The organism is Bacillus cereus group sp. MYBK220-1 (assembly GCF_051916445.1).
Taxonomy (GTDB): Bacteria; Bacillota; Bacilli; order Bacillales; family Bacillaceae_G; genus Bacillus_A; species Bacillus_A cereus.
Genome location: NZ_JBQAGQ010000009.1, coordinates 131,243 through 152,142, shown reverse-complemented (window position 1 = coordinate 152,142; position 20,900 = coordinate 131,243). Strand labels below are relative to the sequence as shown.

Here is a 20,900-nt window from a genome sequence, read left to right as displayed (position 1 = left end):
AACGAGGGGGTGCCATATGGGAATTCAAAAGAATGTGGAAGCGGTATCATTTTCTGAAGGAAATGAAGTACAAAGAGAATCTTTCGCTTCTAAAATTATGAATGTAAAAATCGGTGTTATACCTTTACCGTTATATGTAGTATTGGCTGCTATTATTTATGGGGCATCTGTATATAATAAATTGCCAGCAGATATGATTGGTGGATTTGCAGTTATTATGATCATGGGGATTTTCTTAGGCGATATTGGGATGAGAATTCCAATTTTAAAAAATATCGGCGGTCCAGCAATACTTTCGTTATTTATTCCATCATTACTTGTATTTTTTAACTGGATGAATCCAGCTTCAATGGAAGCTGCGACTATGTTAATGAAAAAATCGAACTTTTTATATTTATATATTTCTTGTTTAGTAGTCGGAAGTATTTTAGGAATGAACCGTAAAGTGTTAGTACAAGGTTTCGTTCGCATGTTTATTCCTTTAGTAGTAGGGACATTAGCTTCTGTAGCAGTAGGATTATTGGTCGGTTCATTATTTGGATTTGAAATGAAGCACACATTCTTCTTTATCATCGTACCAATTGTGAGTGGTGGTATCGGGGAAGGGATTTTACCATTGTCGCTAGCTTATAGTGATATTTTAAATGAATCATCAGCGACGTTTGTATCACAGCTTATTCCAGCAGCTATTATTGGAAATATGTTCGCAATTGTAAGTGCAGGGTATATGAAGCGTTTAGGTGAGAAGAAACCGGAGCTTAGTGGTAACGGTGTATTAGTGAAAACAGACAATCAAGCAGAATTATTAAAAGAACAAAATACAGAGAAGCCAATTGACTTCTCATTAATGGGAGCAGGTTTATTAATTGCGTGTACGTTCTTCATCTTCGGAGGATTTGCTTCTAAGTTCATCGGTATTCCTGGGGCAATCATTATGATTTTTTCAGCAGCACTTGTGAAATACTTTAAATTAATGCCAGCAAAAATGGAGCAAGGAGCATTCCATTTATATAAATTTATTTCGAAGAATTTAACTTGGCCTTTAATGGTTGGATTAGGATTGCTATATATTCCGTTAAAAGACGTAGCAGCAGTTCTTTCAGTAGGATATGTTGTTGTGTGCGCATCGGTTGTTCTTACAATGGTAGCATCAGGTTTTCTTGTAGGGAAAGTGATGAAGATGTATCCAGTTGAATCGGCGATTGTAACTGGATGTCATAGCGGTTTAGGCGGAACTGGAGATGTTGCTATTTTATCGGCTTCAAATCGTATGGAATTAATGCCGTTCGCGCAAATTTCAACTCGTTTAGGCGGGGCGGCAATGGTTGTAACGGCGACAATATTATTAAAAATGTTTTCATGATCAAACAAGCTAGCTATATTCGTATAGCTAGCTTGTCAAATTAAGGGGAGATTATAAGTATGTTAGCAAATCAAATTAATGAAAGATCATTGTTATTGCATAAAGAATTAGTAGGGAAAATTGAAATTACAAGTAAAGTGGAGGTAAATTCAGCGGATGATTTAAGCCTGACGTATACACCAGGTGTAGCGGAGTCGTGTAAAGCGATTGCGGCAGATGAAGAAACAGTGTATGACTATACAGCACGTGGCAATATGGTGGCAGTTGTTTCAGATGGAACAGCGGTACTCGGTTTAGGAAACATTGGACCGAAAGCCGCTATGCCTGTTATGGAAGGAAAAAGTATTTTGTTTAAGAAGTTTGCGAATGTAGATGCTTTCCCATTATGTTTAGGCACAACGGATGTAGATGAAATCGTTACCCTTGTAAAAAATTTAGAGCCTACATTTGCAGGGATTAATTTAGAAGATATTGCAGCACCGCGTTGTTTTGAAATTGAAAAACGATTAAAAGAAGAAACGAATATTCCTGTATTCCATGATGATCAACATGGAACAGCTATTGTCGTTTTAGCAGCTGTTATTAATGCATTAAAAGTTGTTAGCAAACAAATGGATAATGTGAAAATCGTTATTAACGGTGCGGGTTCGGCAGGAATTGCAATTGGAAAATTATTATTAAAGGCTGGTGCAAAGCACATTACGCTAGTTAGCCTAGAAGGTATTGTTTGTGAAGGTGAAACATGGATGAACGAAGCACAAATTGAAGTTTCAAAAAAGACAAATCGTGAACATGTGCGTGGAACGTTAAAAGAAGCAATTCACCAAGCTGATATTTTTATTGGCGTATCTGCTCCTAACGTATTAACGAAAGAACTTGTACAGACGATGAATGAGAAAGCAATTGTGTTTGCAATGGCTAATCCAATTCCAGAAATCTTCCCTGAGGATGCATTAGAGGCTGGGGCAGCTGTAGTAGGAACTGGACGCTCGGATTATGCGAATCAAGTAAATAATGTATTGGCGTTTCCCGGAATATTCCGCGGTGCGTTAGATGTGCGCGCAACTGATATTACAGAAGAGATGAAATTAGCGGCAGCATATGGGATCGCTAACATCATTACTGATGAAGAACGTAATGCGAATTATGTAATTCCGAATCCATTAGATAAAAGAGTTGTTCCAAGTGTTGCAGAAGCAGTAGCGAAAGCAGCTATTGATTCAGGCGTGGCACAAATTACGAAAATACCACGTTATTAATAGCGAAAAGCAGTGCCTAAAAGGCACTGCTTTTTTGAGATAAGAAATCAAAATAATGAAGAAGTGTAGAATTATTTATGTTTCTTCACTATTTATTTAATTCCATTGCAACTTGTTTACCATTCACTAAAACCTCAGTTACTGCTACGATCACTTCCATCATTTTTTTCATCTCTCATCTCTCCTCGTTTCATTTCTTACTTTAAGTATAAGAGAAGAGAGATAATTCAACTATCGAAGTACATGACGTAGAAATTACATTGTTGTAAGAAAGTGGCTTATTTTTGTCACTTTACTCAGCGGTGATTACAAACTGATTATAATATTTTTCATTCACATATATATTTAATAACCATAATCCAGATGAAGGTAGTGACATAGCGAGAGGGAGTTCGCTTGTAGTAGAATCGATTGTATTTGAAGTAGTCCAAGTTTGTTTGGAAGTTTCTTTTTGAAAGAGTACTGGTGTTGGAGTTACAGATCCTTGTTTTAGCGCAATAATAGACAATTTTCCAATTGGTATTTCAGAATCTAGAAAGTACCACATTATTTCATTTTGTTCATTTGCGATAATAGGACTATCAGCCATTGCGACTTTACCTTCGATGCCTTTTAAAGGTATTTTTCCGTCTATGAATGAGGGTGCTTCTTCCCAATTTACATCTTTTAAAACACTAAGGTGAAAGAAGGAAGGTGCGTTCACTTGAGTGGATGACGTTGCTATTACGTCTTTTTTTTGTTCTTTTGAATCCGGTTGCGTTTGTGTACATCCAGTGATGAGGAAGGAGAGAAGTAGCATAGTTCCGATTTTTTTCATGGTGCCACACTCCTAGTTTTTATTGTTAGTGTAATTGTATTTGCTAGAAGGCGGGACAATTCCTTTAAAGTATAAAAAGAGGTCGTAAGTTTTGTACGACCTCTTTTGACATTTTTATCACGTAAAAGCCCGATTGGTGTAGGTTAATAATTAGTGGGAGATAGTCCCCACTAATTAAAGTTTCATTTTATATTTGTTCCGTTGTATAGGTTGGTTCGGTTTCTTTTTGAGGCATCGTCAAAAAAATAACGGACAGAACGATACATACGCCGCCTAATAATTGATATGTTCCAAAAGATTCATTTAGCCAAGTGATTGAAACGATGGCAGCTACAAGGGGTTCAATGCTAGATAAAATGCTTGTTTCTGTTGCTGCTAAATATTTAAGACTACCGATATATAGAAGGAAAGAAAGGGTACCACTAATAATGATAAGAATAAGCATAGAAAAAGTTTTTAGTGTAAGGGTTTGTGAAAATTGATTCCACCCGAATGAACGATTATAAATAAGTAGTGCAATTCCTCCGATTAACATCCCCCAACCAATTACTACAGTTGTCCCGCATTCTTTAATGAGAGAAGCCGGATGAAGGGTATAAAATGCAAATCCGATTGCTGTTAATAGTCCAAAAATAATAGCTTCTTTGGATAAAACAATATTTTCAATTGAGCCATTTGTAATAATAAAGTATGTTCCTATTAGCGCGGCTATAATTGCGAATAGTTGCATGGAAGCAGGGAATTTTCTTTGTTCAAATGCAACATACATGGTAATAAGAACAGGACCTAGAAATTGAAATAGCGTTGCTGTGACTGCATTACTAATATGAACCGTTTCGATAAAGGCGTATTGCGCACCGAGCATGCCGAGAATAGAAAAAATAATAAGTTGTATAGAATATCTAGGGTGTTTCCAAATTTGAAATATATTTTGTTTCTTTATAAGTAAGAAAGACAAAATAAATATTCCTGCAAGCAACAATCGAATTGTTAAAAAATCAATTGAGGATACATTAGTATGCTGAAATAGCCACTGAATCATTGGACCAGATAATCCCCATAATGTAGCCCCTGTAATAATCATAATAAGTCCGATACGTCTACCATTGTTCATTATCATGTTTCTCCTCTCCGGTATTTGATTTTTTATGTGTGACATGATAATAGGAATTATATATAACTTCTGGTACTGTAAAAAGTATCAGATTTTAGTTTTATTAAGGGGTCAGATACTATGTTAGAATTAACGCCTAATTTAAATATGAATAGTAAAAAGGCATTATATGTGCAATTGTATGAGTATATAAAAAAAGAGATTAAAGATGGATCAATTGTCCCTTTTACGAAATTACCGGCTAAGCGAAAGTTAGCGATACATTTACAAGTAAGTAAAAATACAGTAGAGGCAGCGTACGAACAATTACTTGCAGAAGGTTATATTGAGTCGATATCGAGAAAAGGTTATTTTGTATGCAAGATTGAGCAAATGGCTCATGTAGAGGATAGCGGAGAGAGAATAGAAGAAGTACCGTTTCAGGAGAAGAGTTATAAATTTGATTTTACACAAACAGGAATTGATACAAATGCTTTTCCATTCAATATGTATCGGAAAATTGTAAATGAAATATGGCAGCCGCATAATAACGAACTTCTCTTTCTAGGACACCCTCAAGGAGAAGCGAGCTTAAGAGAAGAGATTACGAATTATTTGTATGAATCTAGAGGTGTACGTTGTTCAGCTAGTCAAATTGTATTAGGAGCGGGAACACAAATATTAGTGAAACTATTGTTTCAATTGTTAAAGGGAAGCAATTATGCAGTTGAAAACCCAGGGTATCATAGAAAGATGGTTGTTTTTGAACAGGGAGAAGCAAGAGTCCAAATGTTATCTTTAGATAGAGATGGAATTTGTATTGCAGATTTAGAAAATAGCAATGCGAATGTTGTATTTGTTACACCTTCCCATCAGTTTCCATATGGAATGATTATGCCTATTACGAGAAGGATGCAGCTTTTACAATGGGCAAAGAAAGAAGAGAGCAGGTATATTATTGAAGATGATTACGATAGTGAATTTCGCTATTCTGGAAAGCCTATACCGGCGCTGCAAGGGTTAGATACAGAGGGGAAAGTTATTTATATGGGGACGCTATCTAAAGCATTATTACCATCGCTACGGATGAGCTATATGGTGTTGCCGAAGAAATTAATTAAAAAGTATCAACAGCAATATTTATTTTATACACAAAGTGTTTCAAGAATGGACCAAGAAGTGATTAGAAGATTTTTAAATGAAGGCTATTGGGAAAAACATATTCATAAAATGCGTGTCGTCTACCGAAAGAAGAGAGATCGACTTGTTTTTGAAATAGAGAAATATTTCTCTAATCGTGTTGAAGTGATAGGAGAAGATTCGGGATTACACATTTTATTAAAAGTGCATAATAGAATGCGGGAAGAAGAATTAATTCAAGAAGCTGCGAAACATAGTATCAAAATATATCCTGTGTCTACGTACTATAAAGACGGTACGGCGCCTGAGAATGTAGTTTTACTTGGGTTTGCGATATTATCAGAGGAAGAAATTGCGAAAGCGATTCAATTATTACACACGGCATGGTTTACAAGAAAATAAAAAACATCCTCCAAACATGAGGATGTTTTTTATTATTTATTTTCATCTAAGAATAAGACCATATGCTCTTCGTCCCAATATTGTCCGTTATATTTTAATGAACGTTCTTGTACACCGAATGTTTTAAAACCTAATGATTCATAAAGTTTTTTCGCTCCATCGTTGCCAACAACAACATCAAGCATAACTTGTTCTACTTCTAAAGATTTAGCAAGCTCAAGACATTCTTTAATAAGTGCTTTTCCTGCTCCAAGTCCGCGCGCTTTTGGAGATACATATACAGAACCGATTTTAGCTTTATGTTCTTGTTTTACATATGGTTTCGTTTCCAGTGTTGCAACCCCGATTAATTTTCCATCTTTAAATGCACCTAGCGTATAGTTTTCATCTTGTGCTAATTTTTGTGCTTTATATTCAATCGCACACTCTTTATTAATAATATCTTCATAAGAAGAGCTGAATGCTTCAGGGTTTTGCTTTAATCCTTCTACGCGAAGTTCTAAGTAAATTTCTGCTTCGTCTTTTGTTAATACATGGATATCCAATTATATCACCCTCCAAATCTTTGCAAATGTACCTTTATTTTATATTGAAATAAGAATAATTTCAAAAGCTTAGCTTATATGAGCTGTTTTTATGAACAAAATAACACCAGTAGTGTTTACTACTACTGGTGTTTTCACACGCATATTATTCAAAAGGTAGCTCGATTATAAAGTTTGTTCCCGCTCCTAATTGGCTTGTTACTAGAATAGAACCGTTATGCAATTCTACAATTTCCTTTGCAACAGCTAGCCCGATGCCTTTTCCGCCTGTAGCTCGTGTTCTGGATTTATCAACACGATAAAAACGGTCAAAAATATGCGGGATATCTTCTTCAGGAATACCTTCACCTTCATCTTGTACACTTATTGTAAAAGAATCTGTTTCCATGAGTACACGTATCGTAATGGATGTGTTTTCTGGCGAATGTTGATAAGCGTTGTGTAATAAATTTAACATAACTTGTTCCATCCGTCTTTCGTCTATGCAAACTTCTAAATCATCTTTGCAATATACATGAAGTTGCATTTGCTTATTCGTTAATGTTGTTTTTGTTTTTTCAACCATTCGTTCTAAAAATGGCTGAAGAAGCACTTTTTGTTTTTTTATAACAAATTGGTGTTGTTCTAATTGTACAAGCATAAATAAATCTTGGACGAGATCGGTTACACTATCCGTTTCATCCTCAATAATTTGTAAGTATTCTTCTCGCTCCTCTTTTGTTAAAGAGTCTCTCTTTGCTACCTTCGCATAACCTTTCATATAGGTCAATGGAGTTAATAGTTCATGAGCGACACTAGCGAGAAATTCATTGCGCTCTTTTTTCATATACGTAAGTTCACTCGATAAATCTTCAATTGTTTTTGCTAAACTTCCGAGTTCATCATTTCGTTTAATACCTAATTGAATTGGCTTGTTTAATTTTGACATTTTTTCTGTCGCTCTCTTCATTTTTACAAGTGGTTCTGTAATAACGCGTGAAAAAACAAAGACAGAAATTGTTGTTAAAATAATTGTTAAAACACTAATGATAAGAAATTGGTTCATGAGTTTAAGTAACATATTTTCTAGGAAAGATGTTTTTAATAACATATATAGCTTTCCTTGAAACTTTGTTGTGTTAAGTGGGCTTACTGTTGTGATGAACTTTGATTTTTTCCAGTTCCTTTCAACGACCAATCCGCCGTCTGGGACAGTTTCTGTTTTACAAGTAAGTTGTTTTTGCATATCTTTTGTTACGGGTTCTGAGGTGGAAATAATTTTGCCGTTATGGTCAGTAATAATGATAGCTATATCGGAGTTAGAAATTGATTCCGATTCAACTAAGTGTGCAGCCTCATTCGTAATATCGAACTCAGGGTACACAGGACGTTTAGGATTTTTATTATGTTCAGCGTGTTTCATTTCTTTATAATATTCATCCCGTCTCTCGCGGCTTTTAATTTTTTTACTATAGCGATTACCTTTCTCTAAAAGAGCATCTGTTTCCTCTACAATACGCATTTTTGAAAGGCTTTTATAAAAAGATACGAAGGCAATTGTTTCAATACATAAAGCTAATATTAAAAAGTATGTCCCAATTTTAAGGGAAAGTTTACTCATTTTTTCACCATACCTTATTCATAATAAAGAGTCAGTGGTATACGATTTCCCACTGACCGAAGTAATTATTCACTTTTCCATTTATATCCGACTTTATAGACCGTTTCTAGGTAATCTTCAATAGGAAATCCTTTTTTGCGTAGTTTATCACGGATATTACGAATGTGTGAATCAATTGTTCTATATTCGATATCTGTTTCATAGCCCCAAATTTTTTCGATTAAATCATCTCGGCTATAAGCACGGTTTGTATTTTGTAAAAATAGTCCGAGTAACGAAAATTCGATAGGAGTTAATGAGATTTTTTCATCATAAACTGTGACAGTATGTTTCGTTTTATCCCACTCAATACCATTGAAACTAACAAAGCCATCTTTTTTTGTACGGCGTAATATAGCCTCGATTCGTGCGACTAATACATGCTCATCAAATGGTTTTGTAATATAATCATCTGCGCCCATCGTGAGGCCTTTCACCATATCGTAGTTTTGGTTGCGAGCTGTTAACATAATGATAGGAACGTTGGAAATTTGACGAATTTGATAGCAAGTATCCCATCCATCCATACTTGGCATCATAACATCTAATAAAATAATATCGAATTCTTTTTGTTCGATTAATTTTAGTGCTTCAAGGCCAGAGGTAGCTTTCATACAAAAATAGCCGCGAGGGCTTAAGAACAGATCTAATAATCGTAACATACGTTCTTCATCGTCTACTAATAAAATTTTTGCCATAATCTTGTGCACCCCAAACTGTTCATTCTACTTGTATAGTTTACATGAAAATAATAAAAAACTCTTTTTATGTGATTGAATGGAGGGCTGATTTTTTCGCTCAGAGTAATTGACATAAAAAATGCACTAGTTTTGCACAACTATTTTTTATAATAGAAAACGTAGCGACACAAAATACCCTATGTTGCGACATAACGTCATGTCATTTTATTTATAAAATGACAATTCCATTCTATTGTGTATGTGAGATAGAGAGGGTTTTCGTATTCACCTCGCATCGGATAAGAAAAATTTCCTATCTCACACTTTTTTTAAAAGGAGATCATACACATGAATTCAAAAGAAGAAATTTCAAAAAAAGAAAAGCAAGATCGTAATACGGTTGTCATGTGCGTTGCCGTATCTATGGTTATTATTATAAGTTGCGTAAATAAAATTTTGGGGATTTTATAATATAAAAAAAGCTGATTGCTTCTTAAGAAGCAATCAGCTTTTTTCATTGTTAGGGGGAGTGTTCATATAATAAACCAAGGTAAAATTGCTAATCCAGAAGTTACAATTGCTGTAGTAAATATTAAAAGCATAGCTCGTTTGTTTTGTTTCATGTCACATTCTCCTCTACATATCAAGTACATGCGATCAGCGTGGGATGTAGTTCCTCACTGAGTAAAGTTTCACTTTATATTTTTAGTATAATGAATGGAAAGGTTTGGTACGATCGATAAAGGTGACATGAAGATTACATTGTTGTAATGAAAAAAACATCTTTCTTATTAAGAAAGATGTTTTTGGAAAACTCCCCCACTGAGTAAAGTTTCACCTTATATTGAAGTATTAATCATTTAAGAACAGAACCATATGTTCCTCGTCCCAATATTGACCGTTATGTTTTAATGAACGCTCTTGTACGCCGTAAGTTTGGAAACCTAATGACTCATATAATTTTTTTGCTGCATCGTTACCAACTACAACATCGAGCATAAGTTGTTCTACATGTAATTTATCGGCATTTTCAATAATTGCTTTAATAAGAGCTCGTCCTGCTCCAAGGCCACGCGCTTTTGGGGAAACGAAAACGGAACCGATTTTTGCTTTATGTTCTTGTTTAATAAAAGGCTTTGTTTCTAAAGTAGCAATGCCGATTAAATCATCATCTTTGAAGACCCCTAGAGTATACTTATCCGGATTGCTTAATCGTTTTGCCATAGCAGCTACAGGATCCTCATGTTTCAAAACATCTTCATAGGAAGAGCTAAAAGCTTCCGGGTTCTTCGTTAAACCTTCCATACAAACTTTTAAATATATTTCTGCGTCCTCTGTCGTTAATAAGCGAATTTCCATAGTTGTAACCTCCTTGGTCGATTTCAAATAAAATAAATCCATTACTTTTATAAGAGTGTGTATGTGTTTTGTTAGCAGTCTCTTTTAATTTGTAAAAGAATGAAAAGATATATGCTACAATGTTTTGTTTTTTAATATGTAATGAAATTATATATTAACTTTATTAACTATTCAAGTCTTTAATATATTACATTTTCATAACTAAAATAACTCCTCAATTGAGGAGTTATTTTAGTTATTCGATTGATAACCATCAATTCGATGTGGATGTGTGTAAATATTGCAGGATTCATTTCTGATAAATCCTACGACTGTAATGCCTAAATCGTGAGCGAGTTGCAATGCTAGTTTTGTTGGGGCAGATTTAGATAGAACAATTTCACATCCGATTTTTGAAACTTTGAGTAAAATTTCAGATGAAATACGTCCGCTAAATGCGATAATTTTTCCTTTAACAGATATATCATTGCGTAAACAATGACCGTATATTTTGTCTAATGCATTATGTCTTCCGATATCCATTCTTGATAGAAGGATATTATTTCGATCACATAGCGCGGTATTGTGAACACCACCAGTTTGGCGAAAGGTAGTGGAAGATTGTTGTAAAGTATTCATTAAGTAAAAACATTCTTCAGGAGTAATTTTTACGTGTATATCATGTAAGTCTTTTGCTTTTGCTGCGTCGTTTATGAAAATAAAACCTTGTCTACCTTTTCCGCAGCAAGAAGTGATGTATCGTTTATTATATAAAGTTTGATAGAGCGGATTCACTTTTGATGATTTTACATGGACAATTCCGTTATCTTTTTGAACCCATATTTCTTCAACATCGTTATAGGAAGAAATAATCCCCTCAGAAATTAAAAAACCAATTACCATATCTTCAATATAATTTGGTGTGCATACGACTGTTACATATTCTTCACCATTCAATTTAATAGTAATAGGAGATTCTGTAACAATCTCGTCAAGTTGTTTTGAAAATGTACCAGATTGATAACGTACAATTGTATAAGTCTCTTGCGTAGGCCCCATATTTAATTCCCCTTTTATATGTATTTCTCTCCCACATTTATCATAAAACAATGGGAAAAATAAAAACACCTATTAACAAGAAGATCACAGATTATTTTGGTTATTATTGTATATGTACGATATAATAGAACTGTAGAATAGTGATATTTTCAAGCTTTCGTAGTTATACCTTATAACATCTAGAATCGACTTCATAAGAAAGTATTTGGGTAGAGCGTTTCAAAAATATGTACAGTAATGCGGTTTTGAAAACGGATTCATAATTGTGTTGTACAGTTGGTTGTAAGGAGAGGGGAAACTATGGCAGAACAGACAGTCCGTGTAACCGTCGATGGTAAAGAATTTTCTGCATCAGGTGAAAAGACGATACTACAATTATTTAACGAGAGTAATTTGGAACATCCTCAAATTTGTCATGTACCAGAAGTAGATCCAATTCAAACTTGTGATACGTGTATTGTAGAAGTAAATGGAAAGTTATTGCGTGCTTGTTCAACGAAATTAGAGAACGGTATGCATATCGAAAGGCAGTCCCAGCGTGCAAAAGAGGCACAGACTGAGGCAATGGATCGAATATTAGAGAATCATCTACTGTATTGTACCGTTTGTGATAACAATAATGGTAACTGTAAAGTCCACAATACAGTACATATGATGGGAATTGAGGAACAGAAATATCCGTATGAGCCAAAAGTAAGTGCGTGTGAAGTGGATATGTCACATCCGTTTTATCGATATGATCCAAATCAATGTATTGCTTGTGGACAGTGTGTAGAAGTATGTCAAAACTTACAGGTTAATGAAACAATATCGATAGACTGGAGCTTAGACCGTCCACGTGTTATATGGGACAATGGTGTAAGTATAAATGACTCATCTTGTGTAAGTTGCGGGCAATGTGTAACAGTATGTCCATGTAATGCGTTGATGGAGAAATCAATGTTAGGTGAAGCTGGATTCATGACTGGATTGAAACCGGATGTGTTAGATCCGATGATTGATTTTGTAAAGGATGTAGAGCCGGGATATAGTAGTATTTTAGCAGTTTCAGAAGTAGAGGCTGCGATGCGTAAGACGAAAGTGAATAAAACAAAAACAGTTTGTACATTTTGTGGTGTAGGTTGTTCATTTGAAGTATGGACGAAAGACCGCCACATTTTGAAAGTGCAGCCTGTTTCAGATGCGCCGGTTAACGGTATTTCCACATGTGTAAAAGGCAAATTTGGATGGGATTTTGTAAACAGTGAAGATCGTATTACAAAGCCATTAATTCGCCAAGGGGATATGTTTGTTGAAGCTTCATGGGAAGAGGCTCTTGAAGTTGTTGCATCCAATATGCAGCATATTAAATCAGAATATGGAAGTGATGCATTTGGGTTTATTTCTTCTTCGAAAGTAACGAATGAAGAAAATTATCTTATGCAAAAACTAGCCCGTCAAATATATGGAACGAATAATGTAGACAACTGTTCCCGTTATTGTCAATCTCCAGCAACAGACGGTTTATTTAAAACTGTCGGTATGGGCGGGGACGCTGGAACAGTGAAAGATATTGCGGAAGCAGGCCTTGTCATTATCGTTGGAGCAAATCCGACAGAAGGACATCCTGTACTTGCAACGCGTGTAAAACGTGCTCATAAATTACATGACCAAAAATTAATTGTGGCGGATCTTCGTAAACATGAAATGGCAGAGCGTGCGGATTTATTCATTCATCCGCGCCAAGGAACTGATTACGTATGGCTCGCTGGTATTACGAAATATATTATTGATCAAGATTGGCACGATAAAAAGTTCATAGCTGAAAATGTGAAGAATTTTGATGAATATAGCAAAATGGTAGAAAAGTATACGCTTGATTATACAGAAGAAATTACGGGGATTTCGAAAGAAAATCTGAAAGAAATGGCTCGTATGGTATATGAAGCAGATGGTACTTGTGTACTTTGGGGAATGGGTGTAACGCAAAATACTGGAGGAAGTACAACTTCAGCAGCAATTTCAAATCTATTGCTTGTTACGGGTAATTATCGTCGTCCTGGTGCAGGAGCATATCCATTACGCGGACATAATAACGTACAAGGCGCTTGTGATATGGCAACATTACCAAACTGGCTTCCAGGTTACCAAGCGGTTTCAGATGATGCGCTCCGTGCGAAATTTGAAAAAGCATACGGTACTACAATTCCGAAAGCACCAGGCTTAAATAATATTGCAATGTTACTTGCGGCAGATGAAGGAAAACTGCGTGGTATGTATGTTATGGGTGAAGAAATGGCTTTAGTAGATTCGAATGCCAACCATGTACAACATATTTTAGCGAATTTAGATTTCCTTGTTGTTCAAGATATGTTCTTATCGAAAACAGCTCGTTTTGCTGATGTTATTTTACCGGCAGCACCAAGCTTAGAAAAAGAGGGAACATTTACGAATACAGAGCGCCGTATTCAAAGATTATATGAAGTATTGAAGCCGCTTGGTGATTCAAAGCCAGACTGGTGGATTTTACAAAAAGTAGCTCGTGCGCTTGGCGGGGACTGGAATTATGAAAGTCCAAGTGAAATCATGGATGAAATTGCATCGCTTGCACCTTTATATTCTCAGGCAACATACGATCGTTTAGAAGGATGGAATAGTTTATGTTGGGGTAGCCATGATGGTAGCGATACACCGCTATTATATGTGGACGGATTTAACTTCCCGGATAAACTAGCTCGTCTATCATTAGATGAATGGGTACCACCAGTTGTAGCGCCAGATGAGTATGATTTACTTTTAAATAATGGTCGTATGTTAGAACATTTCCACGAAGGGAATATGACGAATAAATCGGCTGGTATTTTATCTAAAGTATCTGAAGTGTTCGTTGAAATCTCGCCTGAACTTGCCCTAGAGCGCAATGTGAAAGATGGTGGCCTTGTAGAATTAGCATCACCATTTGGGAAAATTAAAGTACAGGCACTTGTTACAGATCGTGTAACGGGGAAAGAGCTATATTTACCGATGCATGCAACGGTAAATGAAGAGGCAATCAATATTTTAACTGGAACGGCGACAGATCTTTATACGTGTACACCAGCGTACAAACAAACGATGGTAAAGATGCGTGTACTACGTGAAAAAGGGAATCGTCCGTTACCATCTTCAAACCCGAGAGATAAAAAGCGTAATCCGCAAAACGGTGTTGAAATCCAGCAAAAATGGCAAAGAAAACAATACGTATCACTTGTGGACTAGGGGGCGGAGATAGTGGCGAAAGAAATTACTGTAATTAAAAAGAAAGTTGTAACAGAGGAAGAACAGAAACAGCAAGTAGCAGATGAACTTCTAAATGAGCTATCTAATAATCGTGAAGCAGTAGAAGAAACGATGCAGCTTTTAGCACAGTTGCAGAAGGCTGGTATATTAGATGCGGCAATTAGTTTACTTGCTGCGAAGGAAGATGTTTCAAAAATCGCTGTGGAGCAATTAAATCGTGAACCCGTTAAAAATGCGTTAAATAATATGATGGGGGCAGGAGAAGCGTTATCTTCAGTTGACCCAGAAATAACGAAGCAAATTACGTCAAGTTTAGTTACAGGATTGCAATTTGCAACAGATGAATTAAATAGTGGTAAAAAAACAAAAGTGATGGATTTCTTTAAAGTATTAAAAGATCCAGATATCAATAGAGCTATTACATTCGGTTTTAGCTTCTTGAAAGCATTTGGACAAGGGCTAGAGAAAAAATAGAATAAATGAAAAAGTGATGGGAAGTAGCCATCACTTTTTTCATTATATGTATAAGTGTGTTCATGTTAAGCGGAATATATTATTATTAAAAAGATGGATTAGAACTGGAAATATGGAATCCATCTCAAATACCGTTTTAGAATTTGGAGGAATATATGCAACACCGTAAAAAACTATCTATACCAGGAGTAATGAGACATTCCTTTCAAACAGTTAAATTTGCCTTTTGGAATGTATTAACTTTTCAACTTGCTTATAAATTATTAGCAGCGATTGTGTTTGTTCCGCTATTTGGAATCATTTTTAATAAGTTATTGTATTTTGGTGGTTATGCAAATGCGACAAATGATGAATTATTAGCGTTTTTAAAGACGCCTTATGGCATCTTAGCAATCGTAATTTTATCATTGTTAGCACTGTTTCTTATCTTTACAGAATTTGCGGTGCTTATTATTATTTCGTATTTCGCTCATAAAAGACAGAAGGTGAAATTACGTCCGATTTTATATAAAACGGTAACGTATTTACCTACTCTTTTCACATATTGCTTACCAGGATTTATTTTATATGCTGTCGTATTGTTGCCTCTTTTAAATATGGGATATGAAACGGCATTAATCCCGCAAATTCAAATTCCTAACTTTATTACAGGAGAGCTGTTTAAGACAACGATGGGACAAGTTGGTTATTACATGTTCTTTGCTGTAGTCGCGTATTTGAATCTTAGATGGATTTTCGTTCTACCTATTGTTGTTTTAGAGCAAAAACCATTTCGCGTGGCAGCACGTAAAAGTGCAACTTTAGTAAAGGAAAGCTTTTTTAAAGTACTATTCTTTTTAGTAGGATTTTTTATTTCAATTGGAATTGTATATGTCATGTTTTTGGGAATGTATTTATTGTGCCTATGGGGTATTTATGAATTTACAAGCCCGAAAGGAACATTTGCATTATTAGCTGAATCAACGATTTCGGTATTTTTAACGAGCACATTGTATTTATTCAGCTTTATCGTGACGCCATTTTATATTATGGCGATTACGCGATTATACTTACAAAAGGTACCGGTTGAAGATGTTTTATTAGAAGAAGGATTAGATTATTCGAAAACGAAAGCAGATAAATGCTTTTTCCAAAAACATCGTTGGAAATTCATTGGCGTATACATTGTAGGGATTATTACTGCGGGAATGGTCGTTGCCTTCATTGTAACGTTTATTTCAAATTCGTATAAAGAACCGATTATTATGGCGCACCGCGGGTATATATCAAAAGGCGTAGAAAATACGAAAGAAGCTGTGCAAGGTGCTATTGATGCAAAAGCAGACTACGCTGAAATAGATGTATTACAAACGAAAGACGGTGAGCTAGCGGTTATACATGATTTGAAGCTGAAACGTCTCGCAAATGCCAATGTACATGTGTCAGATTTAACGATGGCTGAGTTAAGGCAGCTTACCCTTAGTCAAGATGGACTTTCAGGACAAATAAGTACACTTGATGAAATCATTAAGCTAGCAAATGGCAAAATCAAACTTAATATAGAAGTGAAGCTTCATGGGGGCGAAAAAGATTTTGTAAACAAAGTCTTAAAAACGATTAAAGATAATGAATTTGAGAAGCAATGTGTAATTCAAACGTTACACTATCCACTTATTAAAGAGTTTAAGCGTGCAAATCCAGATATAAAAGTAGGGTATATACTGTATGCAAGTAGAGCTAACTTAAAGAATGTGAAGGCTGACTTTTACGTAGCAGAAGAATATATGTTAAATAAGAAATTAGTAAAAGAAGCAAGGAAGTTAAACAAACCAATTTACGTATGGACAGTAAATGATATGGAAAATTTAAAGGCATATTATAAGTTAAACGTAGATGGTATCATAACCGATTACCCTGAAGATGCACGTGAAACAATTAAGATGTTAAAAGAGCAAGAAGCGGAAGAAAGTGATCTGTTTGATAAAATTACTGAAACGACAGATGATTTATTTTCTAAGTTATTTATAAGTTACCCAGCTGCTAGCTAAATGCTAGCAGCTGTTTTTTTGTGAAAAGAATATATCTCTAAAGTATTGAGTAAAGTAATAACTGTATATGTATACGTTATCGCTTAGGTTTCTTACATTGTTAAATTATTGTCAAATAATAAATGATTGCTGTTTATTTTGAAGCAGTATAATAAAAATAGAGTGAAAGATAATGGAATGACACGAAACCTCTAATAGAATCAATGTTTTTTATATTTACACTATTCTAAATATAAAAACTTTAGGAAAATGATATGTTAGCGTTTTCATAACTTTTAAGTTATGCTAGAATAAGGACATAAGTTATTAATTATTACAAAAAGAAAAAAGAATCTCTTTTTTCTGTTAATTATAAGGGGGCATTTCATTATGCGTATTGGGGTACCAGCAGAAATTAAAAACAACGAAAACCGTGTGGCAATGACACCAGCAGGTGTTGTACATTTAATTCGTAACAATCACGAAGTATTCATTCAAAAGGGTGCAGGTTTAGGGTCTGGTTTCACAGATGCTCAGTATGTTGAAGCGGGAGCAAAAATTGTTGATACAGCTGAAGAAGCTTGGAATATGGAAATGGTTATGAAAGTTAAGGAACCAATTGAAAGCGAATACAAACACTTCAGTGAAGGCTTAATCTTGTTCACATACTTACACTTAGCTCCAGAGCCAGAATTAACAAAAGCTTTAATCGAGAAAAAAGTTGTTTCTATCGCATATGAAACAGTACAATTAGAAAACCGTTCATTACCATTACTTGCACCTATGAGTGAAGTAGCTGGTCGTATGGCTGCACAAATTGGTGCACAATTCCTTGAGAAAAACAAAGGCGGTAAAGGTATCTTACTTGCAGGTGTTCCAGGGGTTAAACGTGGTAAAGTAACAATCATCGGTGGTGGACAAGCTGGTACAAATGCTGCTAAAATTGCAGTTGGACTAGGTGCGGATGTAACAATCATCGACTTAAGTGCAGAACGTCTTCGTCAATTAGATGACATTTTCGGAAACCAAGTAAAAACTTTAATGTCTAATCCTTACAATATTGCAGAAGCTGTTAAAGAGTCTGATCTTGTAATCGGTGCAGTATTAATCCCAGGTGCAAAAGCTCCAAAACTTGTAACAGAAGAAATGATTAAATCAATGGAACCAGGTTCTGTTGTTGTAGATATCGCGATTGACCAAGGTGGTATTTTCGAAACAACTGACCGTATTACAACTCATGATAACCCAACTTACGAAAAACACGGCGTTGTTCATTATGCAGTTGCAAACATGCCAGGTGCGGTTCCACGTACATCAACTCTTGCATTAACAAACGTAACAGTACCATATGCAGTACAAATTGCTAACAAAGGCTACAAAGAAGCTTGCCTAGGTAACTCTGCATTACTAAAAGGTATTAACACATTAGATGGTTATGTAACATTCGAAGCAGTTGCAGAAGCTCACGGTGTAGAGTACAAAGGTGCTAAAGAATTATTAGAAGCAGAAACAGTATCTTGCTAATAGAAGCATTATACAAAACAAAATCGAACAATATATAAAACAACATGATAAGAGCTAAGAGTGAAGATCTCTTAGCTCTTCTTGGCAAAAGGGGGCATACATCGTGGCCAACCTATTTAAAAAGAAATCCGTTACGCAATTGTTAGGGGAAAGTAAAAGTAAAACTTTGACGAAAACGCTAGGGGCATTTGACCTAACAATGCTAGGGATTGGTGCGATAATTGGTACAGGAGTTCTAGTATTAACTGGATTAGTAGCAGCAAGAGATGCTGGTCCAGCAGTTATTTTTTCATTCATGATTGCAGCCATCGTTTGTGGATTTGCAGCATTATGTTACGCAGAGGTTGCTTCTACACTTCCTGTTTCAGGTAGTGTGTACACATACTCATATGCAACAATTGGTGAGTTTGTAGCTCATTTAATGGGATGGACATTACTATCCGTATATGTTGTAACGACTGCCGCAGTAGCTGGCGGATGGACTGGTTACTTCCATAACTTAGTGAGTGGATTAGGGCTTGAAATTCCAAAAGCACTGCTAACGATTCCGTCTCAAGGTGGTATGGTGAATTTACCAGCAGTTATCGTTACATTAGTTATAACTTGGTTATTATCAAGAGGTACGAAAGAAAGTAAACGCGTGAATAACATAATGGTATTAATTAAAATTGGTATCGTTGTTTTATTCATTGCAGTTGGTGTATTCTACGTGAAACCAGAAAACTGGATACCATTTGCACCGTACGGTTTAAGTGGAGTTTTCGCGGGGGGAGCAGCAGTATTCTTTGCTTTCTTAGGATTTGATGCATTAGCAACTTCTGCTGAAGAGGTAAAAAATCCGCAACGTGATCTACCGATTGGTATTATCGCTTCGTTAGTCATTTGTACAATCATTTATGTTGTAGTTTGTCTCGTTATGACGGGTATGGTTTCTTATAAAGAATTAGATGTACCAGAAGCTATGGCATATGTGTTAGAAGTTGTAGGACAAGATAAAGTAGCAGGTGTAATTGCAATTGGAGCTGTAATTGGTATTATGGCAGTAATTTTTGCTTACATTTATGCAACGACACGTGTATTCTTTGCGATGAGCCGTGACGGTTTATTGCCAGAATCTTTCGCGAAAATTAATAAAAAGACAGAAGCGCCAACATTTACAGTTTGGTTAACAGGAATTGGTAGTGCTTTAATTGCTGGATTTATCGATTTAAAAGAATTGTCGAATTTAGCGAATATTGGAGCGTTGTTAACATTTGCGATGGTTGGTGTGTCAGTTATTATTCTTCGTAAAACACATCCAAAATTACAACGTGGATTTATGGTACCACTTGTACCGATCTTGCCGATTATTTCGATTGCATGTTGTCTATTCTTAATGGTAAATCTACCATTAAAAACATGGATGTACTTCGGTGCTTGGTTAGCAATTGGAGTAGTTGTATACTTTGTTTATTCGAAAAAACATAGTCATTTAAAAGACGATGGAAGTTCGCAGGATAATTTAGAACAAGCTAATTAAAAGCTTAATTAAAAGGGATATAAGTATAGTAAGCCTTGTGCGTCTAGGGAGCGCGCAAGGCTTTTTCTTTTGTTGAAATAAAGGGAATATATATTACTTTGTTGAATTTTTATGTCGGAATATGAAAAAAGGGTGGGAGCAAAATGGAAGAAACAAAAGTTGTAGTTGGAGCAGAGGGTTATAATAATAACCCTGGTTGGTTACATACGAATGAAGAAGAATTAAATTTATTACGGAGAGAAACTTGGCTTGATAAATTTCAACCTAATTCTTTATCAGTAATTTTGGCAGAACATGTATGGGAGCATTTATCATATGAAGAAGGAATTGAAGCTGCAAAAATTTGTTATGAGTTTTTAATGGAGAATGGATATATTCGTTGTGCAGTACCAGATGCATTTTTTCCAGATGAAGAATATCAGCAAGGGGTACAAGTAGGTGGACCTGGTCCATTAGATCATCCTGCAGCAAGCCATAAAATTGTTCATAACTATAAAACAATCACGTCCATATTTGAATCAGCAGGTTTTCAAGTGAGGCTCTTAGAATACTGTGATGAGAATGGTAAGTTTCACTATAATGATTGGAATGAGAAAGATGGATTTATTTATCGTTCGAAACGTTTTGACCATAGAAATCGGGATAATCAGTTAGGATTTGTTTCTTTAATTGTGGATGCGGTGAAAATGAAAAGTAAGTAAAAAGGGTGTGCGAATTGTGCATCCTTTTTTGTATGAGAATATAGAGGATGCGAAAAATATGTATATGACTTATTAAAATGTGA

The 20,900-nt window shown here is 35.4% G+C and carries 17 protein-coding genes; 10 read left to right on the top strand and 7 right to left on the bottom strand.

From position 1 onward, the window contains the following. The first annotated feature begins 16 nt into the window (after positions 1-16). Together ACTFRU_RS25690 and ACTFRU_RS25685 are read left to right on the top strand one after the other, a co-directional pair. Entirely contained in the window at positions 17-1,363 is a 1,347-nt protein-coding gene (locus tag ACTFRU_RS25690; protein WP_000512722.1) for a 2-hydroxycarboxylate transporter family protein, read from the top strand. Positions 1,364-1,422: 59 nt separating this feature from the next. Next, positions 1,423-2,622, top strand: coding sequence for an NAD(P)-dependent malic enzyme (locus ACTFRU_RS25685; RefSeq protein WP_000880780.1), 1,200 nt, complete (start codon positions 1,423-1,425; stop codon positions 2,620-2,622). Positions 2,623-2,914: 292 nt separating this feature from the next. On the opposite strand, the gene ACTFRU_RS25680 is transcribed toward ACTFRU_RS25685, so the two are convergent. Continuing rightward, positions 2,915-3,439, bottom strand: a complete 525-nt coding sequence (locus ACTFRU_RS25680; RefSeq protein WP_440037956.1) for a DUF4871 domain-containing protein — start codon at positions 3,437-3,439, stop codon at positions 2,915-2,917. 187 nt (positions 3,440-3,626) lie between these two features. After that, positions 3,627-4,553: a DMT family transporter gene (locus tag ACTFRU_RS25675; RefSeq protein ID WP_001059054.1), complete on the bottom strand. Its 927-nt coding sequence runs from the start codon at positions 4,551-4,553 to the stop codon at positions 3,627-3,629. A gap of 120 nt (positions 4,554-4,673) precedes the next feature. On the opposite strand from ACTFRU_RS25675, the gene pdxR reads away from it, so the two are divergent. Then, positions 4,674-6,074 (top strand): MocR-like pyridoxine biosynthesis transcription factor PdxR, encoded by a 1,401-nt coding sequence (gene pdxR / locus ACTFRU_RS25670; RefSeq protein ID WP_065211573.1) that lies wholly within the window; start codon positions 4,674-4,676, stop codon positions 6,072-6,074. A gap of 32 nt (positions 6,075-6,106) precedes the next feature. Here the strand turns inward: pdxR and ACTFRU_RS25665 are convergent, their stop codons facing one another. The 3 genes from ACTFRU_RS25665 to ACTFRU_RS25655 all read right to left on the bottom strand — a co-directional run bounded on the left by ACTFRU_RS25665 (position 6,107) and on the right by ACTFRU_RS25655 (position 8,956). Next, a complete protein-coding gene (locus tag ACTFRU_RS25665; protein WP_000351212.1) occupies positions 6,107-6,619 on the bottom strand; it encodes a GNAT family N-acetyltransferase in 513 nt (170 codons plus the stop codon). 145 nt (positions 6,620-6,764) lie between these two features. After that, entirely contained in the window at positions 6,765-8,219 is a 1,455-nt protein-coding gene (locus ACTFRU_RS25660) for a HAMP domain-containing sensor histidine kinase (protein WP_000041024.1), read from the bottom strand. Positions 8,220-8,284: 65 nt separating this feature from the next. Further along, positions 8,285-8,956, bottom strand: a complete 672-nt coding sequence (locus ACTFRU_RS25655; RefSeq protein ID WP_440037955.1) for a response regulator transcription factor — start codon at positions 8,954-8,956, stop codon at positions 8,285-8,287. Positions 8,957-9,286: 330 nt separating this feature from the next. On the opposite strand from ACTFRU_RS25655, the gene ACTFRU_RS25650 reads away from it, so the two are divergent. Then, on the top strand, positions 9,287-9,409 hold the full coding sequence (locus ACTFRU_RS25650) for a hypothetical protein (RefSeq protein WP_001085006.1): 123 nt from the start codon (positions 9,287-9,289) through the stop codon (positions 9,407-9,409). Positions 9,410-9,790: 381 nt separating this feature from the next. Here ACTFRU_RS25650 and ACTFRU_RS25645 read toward each other — a convergent pair whose 3' ends face one another. Both ACTFRU_RS25645 and fdhD read right to left on the bottom strand, forming a co-directional pair. Continuing rightward, the gene (locus tag ACTFRU_RS25645) at positions 9,791-10,297 is read right to left on the bottom strand and encodes a GNAT family N-acetyltransferase (protein WP_016125450.1); all 507 of its coding nucleotides are present in this window, start codon (positions 10,295-10,297) and stop codon (positions 9,791-9,793) included. A 231-nt stretch (positions 10,298-10,528) separates the two neighbouring features. Continuing rightward, positions 10,529-11,335 carry a formate dehydrogenase accessory sulfurtransferase FdhD gene (gene fdhD, locus ACTFRU_RS25640; RefSeq protein ID WP_440037954.1) on the bottom strand — a complete coding sequence of 269 codons (807 nt, stop codon included), beginning with the start codon at positions 11,333-11,335 and terminating at the stop codon, positions 10,529-10,531. 300 nt (positions 11,336-11,635) lie between these two features. Here fdhD and fdhF point away from each other — a divergent pair, with 300 nt between their 5' ends. The 6 genes from fdhF (at position 11,636) to ACTFRU_RS25610 (ending at position 20,817) form a co-directional block, all read left to right on the top strand. Continuing rightward, positions 11,636-14,572: a formate dehydrogenase subunit alpha gene (gene fdhF / locus ACTFRU_RS25635; protein ID WP_000840663.1), complete on the top strand. Its 2,937-nt coding sequence runs from the start codon at positions 11,636-11,638 to the stop codon at positions 14,570-14,572. Positions 14,573-14,584: 12 nt separating this feature from the next. After that, the gene (locus ACTFRU_RS25630) at positions 14,585-15,067 is read left to right on the top strand and encodes a DUF1641 domain-containing protein (protein ID WP_001040540.1); all 483 of its coding nucleotides are present in this window, start codon (positions 14,585-14,587) and stop codon (positions 15,065-15,067) included. Between the two features lie 155 nt (positions 15,068-15,222). Then, positions 15,223-17,094, top strand: coding sequence for a glycerophosphoryl diester phosphodiesterase membrane domain-containing protein (locus ACTFRU_RS25625; RefSeq protein WP_088362177.1), 1,872 nt, complete (start codon positions 15,223-15,225; stop codon positions 17,092-17,094). A gap of 369 nt (positions 17,095-17,463) precedes the next feature. Beyond that, complete coding sequence (gene ald / locus ACTFRU_RS25620; protein ID WP_001219742.1) at positions 17,464-18,597, top strand: alanine dehydrogenase; 1,134 nt, start codon at positions 17,464-17,466, stop codon at positions 18,595-18,597. 103 nt (positions 18,598-18,700) lie between these two features. Then, positions 18,701-20,116, top strand: coding sequence for an amino acid permease (locus ACTFRU_RS25615; protein WP_001284893.1), 1,416 nt, complete (start codon positions 18,701-18,703; stop codon positions 20,114-20,116). Positions 20,117-20,259: 143 nt separating this feature from the next. Continuing rightward, on the top strand, positions 20,260-20,817 hold the full coding sequence (locus ACTFRU_RS25610) for a class I SAM-dependent methyltransferase (protein WP_086692378.1): 558 nt from the start codon (positions 20,260-20,262) through the stop codon (positions 20,815-20,817). Positions 20,818-20,900: the final 83 nt, after the last annotated feature.

Excerpts from the sequence above, each read along its gene's own strand:
- ACTFRU_RS25690 (WP_000512722.1), top strand. The coding sequence starts at position 17 with ATGGGAATTCAAAAGAATGTGGAAGCGGTATCATTTTCTGAAGGAAAT.
- ACTFRU_RS25685 (WP_000880780.1), top strand. The coding sequence starts at position 1,423 with ATGTTAGCAAATCAAATTAATGAAAGATCATTGTTATTGCATAAAGAA.
- ACTFRU_RS25680 (WP_440037956.1), bottom strand. The coding sequence starts at position 3,439 with ATGAAAAAAATCGGAACTATGCTACTTCTCTCCTTCCTCATCACTGGA.
- ACTFRU_RS25675 (WP_001059054.1), bottom strand. The coding sequence starts at position 4,553 with ATGAACAATGGTAGACGTATCGGACTTATTATGATTATTACAGGGGCT.
- pdxR (WP_065211573.1), top strand. The coding sequence starts at position 4,674 with ATGTTAGAATTAACGCCTAATTTAAATATGAATAGTAAAAAGGCATTA.
- ACTFRU_RS25660 (WP_000041024.1), bottom strand. The coding sequence starts at position 8,219 with ATGAGTAAACTTTCCCTTAAAATTGGGACATACTTTTTAATATTAGCT.
- ACTFRU_RS25655 (WP_440037955.1), bottom strand. The coding sequence starts at position 8,956 with ATGGCAAAAATTTTATTAGTAGACGATGAAGAACGTATGTTACGATTA.
- ACTFRU_RS25650 (WP_001085006.1), top strand. The coding sequence starts at position 9,287 with ATGAATTCAAAAGAAGAAATTTCAAAAAAAGAAAAGCAAGATCGTAAT.
- ACTFRU_RS25645 (WP_016125450.1), bottom strand. The coding sequence starts at position 10,297 with ATGGAAATTCGCTTATTAACGACAGAGGACGCAGAAATATATTTAAAA.
- fdhD (WP_440037954.1), bottom strand. The coding sequence starts at position 11,335 with ATGGGGCCTACGCAAGAGACTTATACAATTGTACGTTATCAATCTGGT.
- fdhF (WP_000840663.1), top strand. The coding sequence starts at position 11,636 with ATGGCAGAACAGACAGTCCGTGTAACCGTCGATGGTAAAGAATTTTCT.
- ACTFRU_RS25625 (WP_088362177.1), top strand. The coding sequence starts at position 15,223 with ATGCAACACCGTAAAAAACTATCTATACCAGGAGTAATGAGACATTCC.
- ald (WP_001219742.1), top strand. The coding sequence starts at position 17,464 with ATGCGTATTGGGGTACCAGCAGAAATTAAAAACAACGAAAACCGTGTG.
- ACTFRU_RS25610 (WP_086692378.1), top strand. The coding sequence starts at position 20,260 with ATGGAAGAAACAAAAGTTGTAGTTGGAGCAGAGGGTTATAATAATAAC.